A 14722-nucleotide genomic window follows, 5' to 3' on the forward strand; every position below is an offset into this window, starting at 1 on the left:
CGGCGGGCGGCGCGAGCGGCCGGGCCGCGCTATAGACAGCGCCCATCCCATGAGCGTGGAGCTGAGACGCAACGGCCTGCACCTGACGGGCACGCCCCTGTCGCTGGACGCGAAGCGCAAGTCGCCGCTGTCCTTCGTCAGTCATGGGCACTCGGACCACATCGCCCGCCATGAGAGCACCATCGCCACCCAGGCCACGCTGCGCTTCATGGCGCACCGGCTGGGCCCGGTGGCGGCCCCGCTGTCCGTGCCCTTCCGCCGCCCGTTCGAGCTGGGCTCGCTGCTGTTGGAGCTCCTGCCCGCGGGCCACATCCTGGGCAGCGCGCAGCTGCGGGTCACCCGCGCGGACGGCAAGCGCATCGTCTACACGGGGGACCTGAACACCGCGCCGTCGCTCACCGCGGAGGCCACGGAGGTGGCCACCTGCGACACGCTGGTCATCGAGTCCACCTTCGGTCACCCGCGCTACCGCTTCCCGCCGCGCCCGGAGGTGATGGGGCAGGTGGAGACGTGGCTGCGCGCGCAGCTGAACCGGGGCGTGACGCCGGTGCTGCTGGGCTATCCGCTGGGCAAGAGCCAGGAGGCGATGAAGCAGCTGGCCCTGCGCGGCTTCCAGCTGGTCGCCCATCCGTCCATCTTCGAGGTCGCGGAGCTGTACGCGGAGCTGGGCGTCCCCATCGAGAACCTGCGCCGCTACGACGGCCGCGTGGAGCCCGGTGAAGTGCTCTTCTTCCCGCCGCACCTGGCGCGCGGCGGGGCGCTGGCGCCGCACTGGCCCCGGGCGACGGCGGTGCTCACCGGCTGGGCCATGGACCCGGGCGGCGCGCGGCGCTACGGCGCGGACGTGGCCTTCCCGCTGTCGGACCACGCGGACTTCCCGTCGCTCATGCGCTACGTGAAGGACACCGGCGCGCGGGACGTCATCACCTGCCACGGCTTCGCCGAGGAGCTGGCCCAGGCGCTGCGGGACGCGGGCACGGACGCCCGCCCGCTGGGCAAGCCACAGCAGATGACGCTGTTTTGATTTTGGCGCGTCCGCGTGTTGGAACGGGCGCCCGATATGCCCACTCCTGCCCCCTCGCTGACCGGACACCTGGCCAACGTGCTGCTGTGCACGGACGCTGAACCCAAGCGCTTCGTCACCCGGGAGGTCCCGGAGGTGACGGTGGACTTCGCGGGCATCGTGGGGGACCGGCACGCGGGCCTCACGCGCAAGGCGGACGTGCGCGCGCCCTGGTTCCCCAAGGGGACGCTCATCCGCAACACCCGGCAGCTCTCCATCGTGTCGCGCGAGGAGCTGGTGGAGGTGGCGCGCACGCTGGGCGTGCCGCACGTGCTGGCGTCCTGGCTGGGCGCGAACCTGGAGCTCGTGGGCGTGCCCAGGCTCACGCACCTGCCGCCGGGGACGCGGCTGTTCTTCCCGGAGGAGGCCACGCTGGTGATGGAAGGGGAGAACCAGCCCTGCGTGGGGCCCGGCCGCGTGATTGAGGCGCACCACCCGGACATGAAGGGGCTGGCGGGCCGCTTCGTGAAGGCCGCGTGGCAGAAGCGCGGACTGGTGGGCTGGGTGGAGCGCCCGGGCCTCATCCGCGCGGGGGACGAGGTGCGCGTGATGCTGCCGCCGCCGGTGACGTACTCGCTGCCCTCCGCGCCGTCCAAATCCGAGGCGGTGGGCTGAGCGTCCTTCAGCCTTCAGTGCAGGGACAGGAAGAGGCGCAGCTGCCAGGTGTCCTTCGTCACGGCGGGGAAGGACTCGAAGCGGCTGTGTCGCCGGAAGAAGTTCAGCTGCGAGCCCATCCCCAGTTGCTTGTACACGGGGAGGTCCACCTGGAGCTGGGCCTGGTGCACCCGGTGCGCGCCGCCCGAGCCGTCCACCACGAACACGTGCTCGGCGTCCGCATCCAGCGTGAGGACCTCCCAGTCCTCGCGCAGGTACGCCATGTGGAACTGGAAGCCCACGCCGGGGCCGTAGTCGTAGTCGCGGCCCTCGCTCTCGTCGCTGCCGTTGTGCTCGGAGGAGACGCCGGTGATGAGGCTGCCGTCCGCGAGCAGCGCCGTCCTCAGCCGGGCGCGGTTGGCGAACTTGTGCTCGTGCAGGAAGCCCGCGTTCAGGAACTGGCCGCCCACTTCATACGCGAGCGTGTCCGTGTAGCTGAGCTGCTGGAACAGGCCCAGGCGCAGCTCGTCGTGCTCGGTGTTCCAGAGCGTGGCCTTCGCGAGCAGGCCCTGCAGCCGCGCGTTGGTGACGAGGCTGGTCTCCCGTGAGGTGAACTGGACGCGCGCGTTGAAGGCGTCGAAGGGGCGGTGGTGCGGGCCCCGGTACATGTCGCCGTAGCGCAGGGTGCCCTGGATGAAGAATTGATCCTCCCCCCAGGCCAGGGACTTGCCGTCACCCAGCTTGAGGTAGCCCAGGCTGGCCCAGCCCGCGATGTCGTCCGGCCACCACTCCGTGGGCGAGGCGCCGTGGTAGTTCACGTCGCCGCGCAGCACGCGGTTGAGGCCGCGCACGGGGCTCAAGACGCCGGCGGTCAGCTCGCGCACGAAGCGCTGGCGGCCCCGGGCCTCCGTGTCCAGCACCAGCGAGGACAGCCGGTAGAGCGCCTCGCCCATGGCCACGCCGCCCACGGTGGTGTTGATGAGATCATTGGCGGACGGCGGCTCGTTCTCCGCGAACAGCTCCCACTGCAGGCTGCCCAGGAACGTGAGCGCCACCGCGGACTCGTACTCCAGGCCGTTGTCGCGCGAGGCCGTGTAATAGAGGCCGCCGTGGTACGGGTGCGCGAACTGGTTGGTGGAGAAGCCGTCCCCGTCCCAGACGAAGCCCGTGCGGAGGTTCTGCTTCCAGACGGCGGGAGAGATGTACGCCCAGTCCTTCTTCGCGATGTAGCGGTCCCACGTCCAGACGAACACGTTGATGGCCGTGACTTCACCCAGCGCAATCCATGGGTGGGGCCCGGGGTCACTCCGGATTTCGTCCTCGATCAGGGGCGCATCCTCCACCAGGGAGAGGGGCGCTTCGGCCGCGGGAGTGCAGGGGGCCCACTGCGTCTCCTGCCCGGGTGAAAGCTGGGCCGCGCAGAGGGCCATGACGTTGGCCGGAACGGAGCGCACCAGGTCCTGGGGCGAATCGTCCGCGAACGCAGCGCCCGCGAGCAGGGCACACGCCAGCGCCATGCCCCGCGGCAGCCATGGCCCCCGCCCGCCGTGCCCCATCCGGTCCGCCCACGCCTCCGCGCACGGCCCCATGCCGCGCTTCCAGAAGGTAAGCAGTGAGGTGTTGAAAAGCGCCCCCGGAGCTCATCCTCGCGGGCGATGGCTAGTAGTGCACGGAGACGAAGACTCGCAGTTGGTATGCGTCTTTCCGCACGTCCGGGTAGGTGTCGAAGCGGCTGTGGCGGCGGAACCAGTTCAGCTCTGAACCCAGTCCCAGGCGCTTGTACACCGGCAGGTCCACCTGGAGCTGGCCGGTGAAGACCTCGTGTAAGCCGCCGGAGCCATCCAGCACCACGATGTGGGAGGTGCCTGCCTCCAGCGTGAGGACCTCCCAGTCTCCGCGCATGTACGCCAGCTGGAGGTTCATGCCCAGGCCGGGGCCGTAGTCGTAGTTGCGGCCCCCGCTCTCATCGCTGCCGCTGTGCTCGGAGGAGATGCCGGTGAGGATGCTTCCCTCCACCAGCAGCGCGGTCCGCAGCTTCGAGCGCGCGCTGAGCTGGCGCTCATGCAGCAGGCCCGCCTCCAGGGACTGGCTGCCCAGCTCGTACGCCTCCGTGTCCACGACGCTGAGCTGCTGGAGCAGGCCCAGGCGCAGCTCGTCCTTCTGCGTGCTCAGGAAGGACGCCTTCAGCAGCATCCCCTGGATGCGCGCATGGCTGATGAAGCTGCTCTCCTTCGACGTGAACTGCACCCGCGCGTCGAAGGCGTCGAAGGGGCGGCGGATGTCGCCCTGGTACATGTCGCCGTAGCGCATGGCCGCGTGGAAGAAGAACTGGTCCTCGCCCCAGGCCAGGGGCCGGCCGTCGCCCAGCTTGAGGTAGCCCAGGGTGCCCCAGATGGACAGGTCATCCGGCCGCCAGTCCGCGGGGGTGGGCTCGCGGCGCGTCACGTCGCCGCGCACCACGCGGTTGAAGCCGCGCACGGGGCTCATGCCGGCGGCGGTCAGCTCGCGCACGAAGCGCTCTCCGCCCCGGGCCTCCGTGTCCAGCACCAGCGAGGACAGCCGGTAGAGCCCCTCGCCAATGGCCATGCCGCCCACGGACGTGTTGATGAGGTCGTTGACGGAGGGCAGCTCGTTCTCCGCGAACAGCTCCCACTGCGCGCTGCCAAACAGCGTGAAGGCCAGGGCGGCCGCGTAGGGCACGCCGTTGTCGCGCGCGGCCGTGTAGTAGAGGCTGCCGTGGTACGGGTGCGCGAACTGGTTGGTGAGGAAGCCGTCCCCGTCCCAGACGAAGCCCGTGGTCAGGTTCTTCGTCCACGTGTCCGGGCCCACCTTCGCCCACTCCTTCTGCGCGAGGACCCGGTCCCACGTCCAGACGAACACGTTGATGGAGGTGATCTCCCCCACCGCGAGCCACGGGTGGACCTGCTCCCGGGACGCGTCCTCGTTCAGCGGGGCATCCGCTGGCAGTGGGGGCGCCGGCTCCTGCGCCAGGGCCGGCCCGCCCAGCAGCAGTCCGCAGGCGAACAGCACGGCACCCGAAGGCCACGGACTTCCCTCTGCGCCGTGCCCCCGCCCGCGCCTGACTCGCCCCATATCCCGCCCGCCGCACCCTCGCTCGCGGTGCCACGCCGCGTGGCCTGAAGGTAGGGAGCCGGGCGCGGGAGGAACGCCTCCCCGGGGGACGAGGGTGGCACGGCCTGCCGCACACTGGCGCCGCGCGACATGACGAGGCCCGGCGGGAGGCGCGCTCCGGCCGGGCCGTGTCGTTCAACTCACCTGCGTGACGAAGGCCTCAGGCCTCCGGCGACTGGACGATGAGCTTCTCCTTGCCGCACACGTCGCAGCGCACGTGCACGAACAGGTCGTCGTCGCTCTCCTCGGGCACCTCGCCCTCGGGCACGCCCAGCTCCGCCGCGGCCAGCGCCGGCACCTTCGCCGGGATGTCCTGCGCCTTGAGCGACTGCACGTAGGTCATCTCGCGGTCGTGGCACTCGCGCACTTCCGGACCGGACAGCCACTGCGGCTCCATGCCCTCCGGCAGCCGGCTGAGCAGCTCCAGGTTGGACACGGACTCCGCCAGGTACGCCAGGCGGCGCAGGCGCGCCTCCTCCGGCAGGGCCGCGAACACCTGGAAGCCCTCCAGCAGCGCCTGACGGTCCTCGCCCGTGGCCGCGTTCGCCAGCTCCAGCGACGCGTCCGCGGACTCCAGCGCCTCATCCCAGTTGTTCTCCGGGTTGAAGCCCGCCTCCAAGAGCGACGTGTACAGCTGCGCGGCCGCCAGCCGGCGACGCACCTCGTGCACGTGCTCCACCACCTCGTGCGTCAGGCGCAGCTCCAGCAGCGCGCCCGTGGTGCGCGGATCCACGGAGCCCGTGAGGTCGTCCACCTCCACCTCGATGCGCAGCTCCGCCTTGAGCTGCTTCGCCGCGGCGAAGCGGAACAGGGGCAGCACGCCCACCTCGCGCAGGTACACCGCCGCGACGTTGGCCTCCTTGCCGCCCATGCGCAGCGCCTTCTGCGCGCGCTCCACCGCGCCGGGGTCCGCCGCGGGCTTCTTGTTCTCCAGCCGCGTCTTCACCGCCTCGCGGTAGAGCGTCTCCAGGGAGCTGCCCGGCGGCAGCCGCTGCGGCAGCAGGGGACGCAGGCCCGGCACGTCCAGCACCCAGAGCGGGGGAGCGCCCACGCGCTTGAGCGCCCGGAAGAAGAGCGAGCCCGGCGGGTCCTGCGGCCGGAACGGGGGCAGCTCGTCCGGGTGCGGGGAGGCCGCGCCGTCCATCGCGCCGCCCCCGTGCGTCTGGCCGAGCATCTTCTCGCGCTGCTCACGGGTGAACGCCGTGATGCCCTGCACCGGCGGGGGCGGCGGCGGCGGGGCCTCCTCGCCGTCCAGGCCCGTCACGCGGTCCATGTCCACGTCGTCCATCTCCAGGTCTTCCAGACCCTTGGCGCCCGTGAAGTCACAGCGCAGGAGCTTGAGCTTCTCGAAGACACAGCCTTCCAGGTTGGCGCCCCGGAAGTCGCAGTCCTGGAGGCGGCCGCCGTGGAAGTAGGCGTTGGTGAGGTCCGTGTCCCGGAAGTTCATCTTCGACAGGTCACAGCGCTCCCACTCGGAGCCCACCAGCTCCAGTCCGGAGAGGTCGGCGTTGGCGGAGAACAGCTGCGTGAACGTGGCGCCCGTCTGACCGGTGGGGGCCTGGCCGGACTTGCGCAGCTTGTTCCATTCGGCGGAACCGTTCTGGAGCAGCTTCTCGATAGTTGGGGCTTTCGGCATGGACCCCGAATTATTCGTGTGCTCTGGTCCAGGCGCCAGCACAAATGATCGAGTACCGAATCGAAGCCGACACCGTCGGGATGCGGCTGGACAAGCACCTGCGCAAGCGGATGCCCAACGTCCCCGTCAGCCACCTCTTCAAGATGATCCGCACCAAGAAGGTGCGGGTGAATGGCAAGCGCGCGCAGCCAGAGCAGTTGCTTGTCGAAGGAGACGTGCTCACCATCCGCGGCACCGAAGAGCAGCTCACCCTCGCGGAGCGTCCGAAATCGGACCGTCCGCCCCCCCCGCCGCCACCGGTGGACCCCTCCCGGCTGGTCATCCTGATGGAAGACGACTGGCTCATGGCCGTGGACAAGCCCAGCGGGATGGCCGTCCACACCGGCAGCGGCATCACCGGGGGCACCCTGGTGGACTACGTGCGCGCCTACCTTGGGCCCAAGGCGACCCGCAACGACTTCACCGCCTCACCCGCCCACCGCCTGGACCGGGAGACCTCCGGCGTCATCCTGGTGGCCAAGCGCCGCCCGGCGATGGTGCATTTCACGGAAATCTTCACCCACGGCCACCCGAAGAAGCGCTACCTGACCCTGGTGAAGGGGAAGATGCCCAAGGACTCGGGCGTCATCGACCTGCCGCTCGCCGAGCACCAGCAGACGGCTGAGTCCAAGGCCCGTCGGGGAGTGAACATGCAGGAGGCCGTCACCCGGTGGAAGGTCGTGCGGCAGTCGAGCGAGGCAGCCCTCCTCTCCTGCACCATCGAGACCGGGCGCACGCATCAGATAAGAAGACATCTGGTCGCCGTGGGGCACCCGGTGGCGGGTGACAAGAAGTACGGAGACTTCGCCTTCAACCGCGACGTGCGGGCGCGCTGGGGGCTCAAGAGGTTGTTCCTGCACGCCGAGCGCATCGAATTTCCGCACCCCGAGGATGACAGGAAGGTCGTCGTGGAGACCCCCATGCCATCTGAATTGAAGGACGTGCTGAAGCGGGCGGCGCTCCTCTAAGCCTTGAGCCCAGGACTCGACACAAACACGCATGGCCGACCCGAAGATTGACCGCAGCCGCTCCAAGCTGGTGCTCGACGGCGTTCCGCCCAAGCGCAACATCCTCGTGCGCTTGATGAAGCTCGCCGCGGTGCTGGGCCTCATGGGCGCCACCGCGGGCGTGCTCGCCGTCGTGGGCGCCTACTACATCTTCTCCGACGGGCTGCCCGCCATCCCGAAGGTGGACGAGTACTGGCCGCCCATCGTCACGGAGGTCTACACCGACGACGCGGTGCTCGCCGGCGAGTTCTACAACGAGCGGCGCAAGGTGGTGCCCTACGAGCGCATCCCCAAGCGGCTCGTGCAGGCGTTCATCGCCAGCGAGGACTCCAGCTTCTTCGACCACTTCGGCGTGGACGTGCTGGGCACCACGCGCGCCGTGTCCAAGACGGTGCTGACGAAGCTGGGGCTGCGCGGCGGCGGCGTGCAGGGCGGCTCCACGCTCACGCAGCAGACCGCGAAGGCGGTCCTCATCTCCGCCGAGGGCTACAAGGAGGCCACCGCGAAGACGCCCAAGCGCAAGATTCGCGAGGCCATCCTCGCCTTCCGGCTGGAGCAGGCGCTGACGAAGGAAGAGATCCTCTACCTCTACCTGAACAACGTCTTCCTCGGTCACCACAGCTACGGCGTGCAGAGCGCGGCGGAGAACTACTACCGCAAGGACGTGCGCGACCTGACGCTGGGGGAGATGACGCTCATCGCGGGCCTGCCCCAGGCGCCCAGCCGCTACTCGCCCTTCCTGCGTCCGGAGGCCGCGAAGAAGCGCCGCTCGTACGTGCTGGGCCGCATGCTGACGGAGGGCATGATTTCGAAGGCCGAGCATGACCAGGCCAACGCGGAGCCGGTGAAGGTGTACCCGGTGGAGGACGTCTTCCACGAGTTCGCCCCGTACTTCGTGGAGCAGGTGCGCAAGGACATCGTGGACCGCTACGGCAACCCGGTGCTGCTGAAGGAAGGCCTCAAGGTCTTCACCACCATGGACAGCGAGCGGCAGCGCGCGGCGCAGGACTCCGTGCTGGACGGCCTGATGTCCGTGGACAAGCGCCAGGGCTGGCGCGGTCCGGTGATGCAGCTGTCCACCGAGGCCGAGCGCAGCGCCTTCATCGCCAAGGCGAAGAAGGCCATGGGCAAGGAGGAGCTCGTCGAGAACCGCCTCTACGTGGGCGTCGTCACCCGCATCGACGACGACGGCAAGGGTTCGGACGTGCAGGTGGGGCCGCACCAGGGCCGGCTGCCGCTGTTGGGCATGCGCTGGGCGCGCAAGGTGAACCCGGAGAGCTACTACCCGGCGAGCATGATCACCTCCGTCAAGAAGGCCGTGGCGGTGGGTGACGTCGTCGTCCTTCGTCACGTGGTGAAGAAGGAACTCACGGACGACAAGGAGCAGTGGGACAAGAAGCTCGCGGAGGACATCCCCGAGGAGGGCGTGAAGCTCTTCCGGCTGGAGCAGACGCCGGAGGCCCAGAGCGCGCTCGTGTCCATCGACCCGCACCGCCAGTACCTCACCGCGATGGTGGGCGGTTACGACTTCGACGACAACGAGTTCAACCGCGCCTTCCAGGCGTGCCGTCAGCCGGGTTCGTCCTTCAAGCCGTTCGTGTACTCGGCGGCGCTGGAGCAGCTGAACTGGACGGAGGCCACCGTCATCGTGGACTCGCCCATCGTGGAGCACGACCCGGACAACAAGGTGTCGTGGAAGCCGGCCAACTACAGCGAGGAGTTCGTGGGTGACGTGCTGCTGCGCACGGCGCTGGTGAACTCCATGAACATCCCCGCGGTGAAGACGTTCGGCGCGGTGGGCGTGCACAACATGGCGGATTGGTCCAAGAAGCTGGGCCTGACGACGCCCATGAACATGGACTTCTCCGCGGCGCTCGGTTCGTCCTGCGTGTACCCGTTCGACCTGGCTTCCGCGTACGCGACCTTCAACCGCTACGGCCGCAAGAAGCCCACGTACTTCATCCGCAAGGTGGAGGACCGCTTCGGCCGCACGCTGGAGGACCATACGGCATTCGACGACGCGTGGGCCCCGCTGCAGGACCGCGTGGCCGCGGGCTACGCGCGCCTCTTCGAGCCGGGCGAGCAGGTGATGAGCGCGGAGACGGGCTTCATCCTCACGCACCTGTTGCGCGGCGTGGTGCTCCAGGGCACCGGCGGCCCCGCGCAGAAGCTGGGCAAGCCGGCGGCGGGCAAGACGGGCACGACGAACGACTCCTTCGACGCGTGGTTCGCGGCCTACACCAAGGACCTGGTGACGGTGGCGTGGGTGGGCTACGACCTGAACCCGCACCCGCTGGGCCGCTACGAGACGGGTGGCCGCGCGGCGCTGCCCATCTGGCTCAACTACATGAAGCGCGCGCTGGAGGGCCGGCCGCAGCCGGAGTTCTACCCCTGGCAGTCCATGCAGCTGGCGCGGCTCTACATCGACAAGAAGACGGGCAAGGTGTCCAGCCCCGGAGCCAAGGGCGCGGAGCTGATGTTCTTCAAGAAGGGCACCGAGCCGAAGGAGGCCGTGCCCGACAAGAACCAGGTCGGCGTCGATCAGTTCATGATGGGCGCGCAGTAACCCGCGCGCCGCATCTTTGAAACGCAGTGCCCCTTCAGGCGCCTTCGCGAAACGCACGCGAGGGCGCCTGATGTGCTTCCAGGGCCTTCTTCAGCGCGGCCACCTCCGGCCCGGCCTCCAGCACGGAGCGCGCGGCGGTGGGAATCACCTGCCGCTCGCGGCCGGCGAAGAGCTTGGGCAGGTCGCTGAAGCCCGCGCCCTGCGAGCCGATGCCGGGCGTGAGCATGAGCGCGCCGCCCAGCCGCTCCACCACGTCGCGGTCCACCGGGGGCAGCGTGGCGCCCATCACCGCGCCCGCCGGGAACACCCCGCGGCCGGCCTTGTCGTTGAGCTTGCGCAAACCATCCGCCACCGCCTGGGCCACGGTGAGCCCGTCGCCGCCCACGGCGTTCTGCAGGGGCGCGCCCTCCGGGTTGGACGAGCGCACGACGATGAAGGCACAGGCGCCGTGGTAGCGCGCGAGCTCCACCGTCTTCGCCAGCGCGCCCAGGCCCAGGTACGCGGTGAAGGTGGCGGCGTCCACGTCGTACGCGCTGCCCTTGCCGAAGAGCGATTCCGCGTACGCGTCCATGGTGGACCCGATGTCGCCGCGCTTCACGTCCAGGAGCGCGAGGGTGCCCGCGGCGCGGAAGCGCTTGAGCACGCGCTGGAGCACGACGAGCCCCTCGGGGCCGTGGCGCTCGAAGAAGGCGCTCTGGGGCTTCACCACCGCGAGCGATTCTCCCGCCGCGTCCGCCAGGCGGTCGCAGAAGTCGGACAGGCCCTGCACGGTGTCCGGCAGGTTCCAGCGGGCGAGCACGTCGCGGGACGGGTCCAGGCCCAGGCAGAAGGGGGAGCGCTCGTCGGCGAGCTTCTGGAAGCGCTGGGCGAAGGACGGGGGCGGGAAGGTCGTCATGGCCAGGGCTCCTGTTACTTCAGCCGGCGCGCGGTGGCGTCGAAGAGCGGGTTGGGCATGACCTTCAAGAGGCGCATGGGCGTGGCCAGCTGCCAGGGGAAGCTGATTTCGTGGGCGCCGTTGAAGATGCCCTTGCCCATGCGCTCCACCGCGTCGTCGGTCTCCATGAGGAAGGGCATGGGGAAGTGGTTCTTCGCGGTGAGCTCGCTCTTCACGAAGCCCGGGTAGACGCACGTCACCTGGACGCCGGTGCCCTTCAAGTCCACGCGCAGGCTCTCCATGAAGGTGGCGAGGAAGGCCTTGGACGCGGAGTAGGCGGCGTGGCCGGCCAGCCCCCGCATGCCCGCGAGGCTGGACACGCCGACGATGTGGCCCCGGCGGCGCTCCACCATCTGCGGCAGCACAGCGCACAGCGTGGCGGCGGCGCCGGTGACGTTGGTGTCGATGATGGAGCGCGTGCGCTCCCAGTCCATGCGCTTGCCGTGCGTGGGGCCGCCGATGCCGGCGTTGGCCACCACCAGGTCCAGCCCGCCGCACTCCGCGTCGATGGCGCGGATGCGCTCCTGGGAGGCCTCCGTCGCGTTGACGTCCATGACGACGGGCTCCACCGCGGCGCCCGCGGCCTGGGCCTCCGCGGAGAGCGCCTGCAGCTGTGACAGCCGCCGGCCCGTCGCGAACACGCGCACGCCGTGCTTCGCCAGCCACAGGGCCAGTCCACGTCCCAGGCCGCTCGAGGCGCCAGTCACCAGCGCCGTCCGGTAGGTCATCTCCGCCATGCCGTCCTCCGAAAGGTGTCGCAGCGGCCTGCCTTGTCGCACGGTTGCGCGCCCGAGGGCACGCAAAACCCCTCCCCCCCGCCGGAAGGACGAGGCGCCGTTCACTGTGCGTTGTCACCCTGGAGGGACGGGGGGAGGGGGCCTCTTCGGGGGAGGGCAGCGCATGTCCTGGTGGAGCTGCATCCTGGTGGTGGACGAAGACCTGGACGTGCTGCTGGGCGCCGTGGCGGCCTACGTGCGGCCTACCGGAACGGTGGCACCGGCTGGCGCTTGAACCATTCCGTCGCGTTCAGCAGGTGCACGTCGTGCTTGCCGGGCTTCAGCTCGATGCCGCCCGTCACCGCGCCCAGCGACGCCAGCAGGGCGCCCGTGATGTTTCCCTGCACGAGGTCCAGGTGGCCCTCCAGGGAGAAGCTCTTGCCCGTCGCCTTCAGTTCGCGCAGCTGGAGCCCGCGGTCGTCGATCTGCACCTGCCCCGTCACCTCCACCTCCGGGATGTTGAGCAGGGACGTGAGGAAGCCGGGCAGCTTCTTGGACGAGGTGATCAGCGCGACGATGGGCTGTGTGTCGGTGAGCTGGCTTGCGAAGCGCGCCTTCAGCACCGTGGGGGAGAGGCTGAGGCTGGCGCGCGGCAGGGTGAAGTTCCCGCTCCAGGCGCGGATGGGCACGTTGCCGTTGGAGGACACGTCGCGCAGCCGCAGCGTCGTTCCGCTGAGGCCCAGCTCCGTCATGTCCCAGGACAGGTGCCGCGCGTCCACCTCCACCTCCGCGCGCAGGAGGACCTTGTTGGGCCCCATCCGCCCGGACACGAGGTTCGTGTCCATGCGCAGCTCCAGGGCGCTGCGGGCCTTCGCTCGATTGGAGGGCTCCTCACTGCGCACCGTCACGTGGCCGGAGTCGATTTCCAGCGTCTGGCCCAGCCACGGGTTGAGCACGCGCAGGTCCAGGGGCTTGCTCTTCGCGACGTGCAGCTCGGGCTTCAGGTCCAGGCCGGGCTGGCCTTCCCGGCGACGGGCGCGGACGGAGAGGGCGATCTCCGGCACCTCCATGTCGGAGCCCTTGGGGCCCGCCGACACCTGCACGGGCGCGAAGGCCAGCCGCATGGAACCGGACAGCTGTTCCCCCGGCTCCGTGCCCATGGACGCCTGGAGGCTCCACGGGGCGCGGGCGCGCATGGGGCCGGCCTTCAGGTCCAGCGCCTCGCCGGAGGCCTTCAGCTGGCTGCCGGGCTGCACCGTGTTGCGCTCCACGCGCAGGTCCAGGTCCACCCGTCCGGCGCCGCCGCGCAGGGACACCGGGGCGCTCGCGCCCAGCTGGTCGTTGATCCAGTCCAGGGGCAGCACGTCGATGCGCGTCTTCACCTGGCCGCCAAGGGCCTTCGTCAGGTCGTAGCCCTTGCCGGGCTGGAAGGGCGCGTCCAGCCGGGCGCGCGAGTCGAGCGCTTCCAGCCGCGCCACGCGCTGGCCGTCCACTTCGATGAAGCCCTCCGCCACGCGCACCGACGGCAGGTCCACCTCGAGGCGTTCGCGGGACTGGAGGTTCAGCGTGCCGGTGACGTCCAGCGCGCCCGCGAAGCGCACGCGGCTGAAGTCCAGCTCGCGCACCTGGTGCAGCGTGACGTCCTTGAGGTGGATGACCCAGGGCTTGCTGTTCGGGGCGGATGGCTCCTCGGGAGCGCTGGACGGCTCCAGGTGGAAGCTGGCGCCGTGCCCGTCGATGCCGTCCACGTCCACGCGCTTGCGCAACAGGCCCGTGAGGGACATGCCCGCCTCCAGCGCGTCCACCTCCACCTTCCACCAGACGTCCGGGTCCTGCTGGGTGAGGGTGAAGCCCGTCAGGTGGAGCCTGCCCACGGGCCACAGCCACCACGCGCGCTGCCACGTCAGCCGCGTGCGGTCCGTCGCGCGGCCCATGATGGCCTGGGTGACGCCCGTGTTGAGCGCGACGTTGAGGGCGACCTCCAGCACCGCCACCGCCACCAGGGAGCACAGGGCGACGCGGCGCCAGCGCCTGCCGCGAGGGGCTGCATCGGGGGACGAGGTGTCGGTCATGTCGCGGGGTTCCGGGCGGGAGTCCCCGGGATGCCCTGGAATGCCTCCGCGCACAAGCCGTGTGACTCCGGGGCGATGGATTCGAGACACCGTCCCATCGCCCCGGAGTCCACGGCGCACTCCAGGGATGACGAGGAGGTTGGGCTGCTTCTTCTTCGCGGGCTTCGTCGCCATGCAAGCACGCTCCGGTGTCTGGGGCTGCGCCAAGGGATGGAGATGCGACAGGCGATGAACCACCGGAAGGGGAGCGGCGCGGCGTGCGGAGGGCGTGGCTGGATGTCATTGCCCGGGCAACCCCGGGTCCGCATCCTCCAGGAGAACCCCCTGAGGAAGGACGGGTGGACCGATGGGAGCCACGGGACCCGTCGAGGCGCTGCGCAACCTGACGTTGTCTCTTCAGCGCATGGTGGCGACGGAGATCGCCACCGGCGTGGTGCGCGGCACGGCGGACGGGCTTCGCGAGGAGGTCCCCGACGGCCACGGTCAGCTGCACACCCTGCTCCAGGACCTGCTCACGGTGCTGGGCCGCATGGCGCACGAGGCCGCCGAGCGTGAACCGGGAGCGTCAGCGGACGCGACCGAGGTGCTGGCGGGCGCGGCCATGGAGGGGGCGCTGAAGGCGTTGGAGCGCGAGTGGAATGACGGGGGCCTGCCCCTCCACGGCTTCATGGTGCGCCTCAACCAGCTCTTCGCCGAGGTGGTGAGCTTCGCCCACTCCCGCACGGACGAAATCCGCACACCGGGCGAGCGGGCCCAGGTCATGGCGAGGGGCGTGGTGAAGGCGGCCACGGAGCAGCTGCATGAGTCCCTGCCGGCCATCCTGGAGGACGCGCGCGGTCTGTCGCCGTTGGGCGAGGAGGTGGCCTCGAAGGTGGGGCGGGGGTTCGTGGAGGGTGTCGAGTCCAAGTTGCGCGAGGACTCCGGCCTGTTGTTGGAGTTGGTGGAGCGGGCAGGGCAGGGGGT

General features: G+C 70.0%; 10 protein-coding genes and 1 pseudogene. 5 read left to right on the forward strand and 6 right to left on the reverse strand.

Features of this window, described 5'->3' with window-relative positions; all coding sequences use genetic code 11:
* The first annotated feature begins 49 nt into the window (after positions 1-49).
* Both D7X96_RS29835 and D7X96_RS29840 read left to right on the forward strand, forming a co-directional pair.
* On the forward strand, positions 50-1024 hold the full coding sequence (locus D7X96_RS29835) for an MBL fold metallo-hydrolase (RefSeq protein ID WP_120551133.1): 975 nt from the start codon (positions 50-52) through the stop codon (positions 1022-1024).
* A 36-nt stretch (positions 1025-1060) separates the two neighbouring features.
* Complete coding sequence (locus D7X96_RS29840; RefSeq protein WP_120551134.1) at positions 1061-1678, forward strand: MOSC domain-containing protein; 618 nt, start codon at positions 1061-1063, stop codon at positions 1676-1678.
* Positions 1679-1692: 14 nt separating this feature from the next.
* On the opposite strand, the gene D7X96_RS29845 is transcribed toward D7X96_RS29840, so the two are convergent.
* The 3 genes from D7X96_RS29845 to D7X96_RS29855 all read right to left on the reverse strand — a co-directional run bounded on the left by D7X96_RS29845 (position 1693) and on the right by D7X96_RS29855 (position 6425).
* The gene (locus D7X96_RS29845) at positions 1693-3246 is read right to left on the reverse strand and encodes a DUF3943 domain-containing protein (RefSeq protein ID WP_121771306.1); all 1554 of its coding nucleotides are present in this window, start codon (positions 3244-3246) and stop codon (positions 1693-1695) included.
* Between the two features lie 70 nt (positions 3247-3316).
* Positions 3317-4687 (reverse strand): DUF3943 domain-containing protein, encoded by a 1371-nt coding sequence (locus D7X96_RS29850; RefSeq protein WP_233610361.1) that lies wholly within the window; start codon positions 4685-4687, stop codon positions 3317-3319.
* A 262-nt stretch (positions 4688-4949) separates the two neighbouring features.
* Positions 4950-6425, reverse strand: coding sequence for a pentapeptide repeat-containing protein (locus D7X96_RS29855; RefSeq protein WP_208647403.1), 1476 nt, complete (start codon positions 6423-6425; stop codon positions 4950-4952).
* A 44-nt stretch (positions 6426-6469) separates the two neighbouring features.
* Between D7X96_RS29855 and D7X96_RS29860 the strand changes: the two genes are divergently transcribed.
* The gene (locus tag D7X96_RS29860) at positions 6470-7432 is read left to right on the forward strand and encodes an RluA family pseudouridine synthase (protein ID WP_014399245.1); all 963 of its coding nucleotides are present in this window, start codon (positions 6470-6472) and stop codon (positions 7430-7432) included.
* Positions 7433-7463: 31 nt separating this feature from the next.
* Positions 7464-10037: a penicillin-binding protein 1A gene (locus D7X96_RS29865; RefSeq protein ID WP_120552569.1), complete on the forward strand. Its 2574-nt coding sequence runs from the start codon at positions 7464-7466 to the stop codon at positions 10035-10037.
* A gap of 34 nt (positions 10038-10071) precedes the next feature.
* Here the strand turns inward: D7X96_RS29865 and pyrF are convergent, their stop codons facing one another.
* From pyrF to D7X96_RS29880, 3 genes are all read right to left on the reverse strand, one after another.
* Entirely contained in the window at positions 10072-10932 is an 861-nt protein-coding gene (pyrF, locus tag D7X96_RS29870; protein WP_121725085.1) for an orotidine-5'-phosphate decarboxylase, read from the reverse strand.
* A gap of 14 nt (positions 10933-10946) precedes the next feature.
* Entirely contained in the window at positions 10947-11708 is a 762-nt protein-coding gene (locus tag D7X96_RS29875; RefSeq protein WP_120552571.1) for an SDR family NAD(P)-dependent oxidoreductase, read from the reverse strand.
* Between the two features lie 242 nt (positions 11709-11950).
* Entirely contained in the window at positions 11951-13759 is a 1809-nt protein-coding gene (locus D7X96_RS29880) for an AsmA family protein (protein WP_121725450.1), read from the reverse strand.
* A 346-nt stretch (positions 13760-14105) separates the two neighbouring features.
* On the opposite strand from D7X96_RS29880, the pseudogene D7X96_RS29885 reads away from it, so the two are divergent.
* Positions 14106-14722: pseudogene (locus tag D7X96_RS29885) on the forward strand (hypothetical protein); the annotation flags it as partial.

This window comes from Corallococcus interemptor (assembly GCF_003668875.1).
Classification (GTDB): Bacteria; Myxococcota; Myxococcia; order Myxococcales; family Myxococcaceae; genus Corallococcus; species Corallococcus interemptor.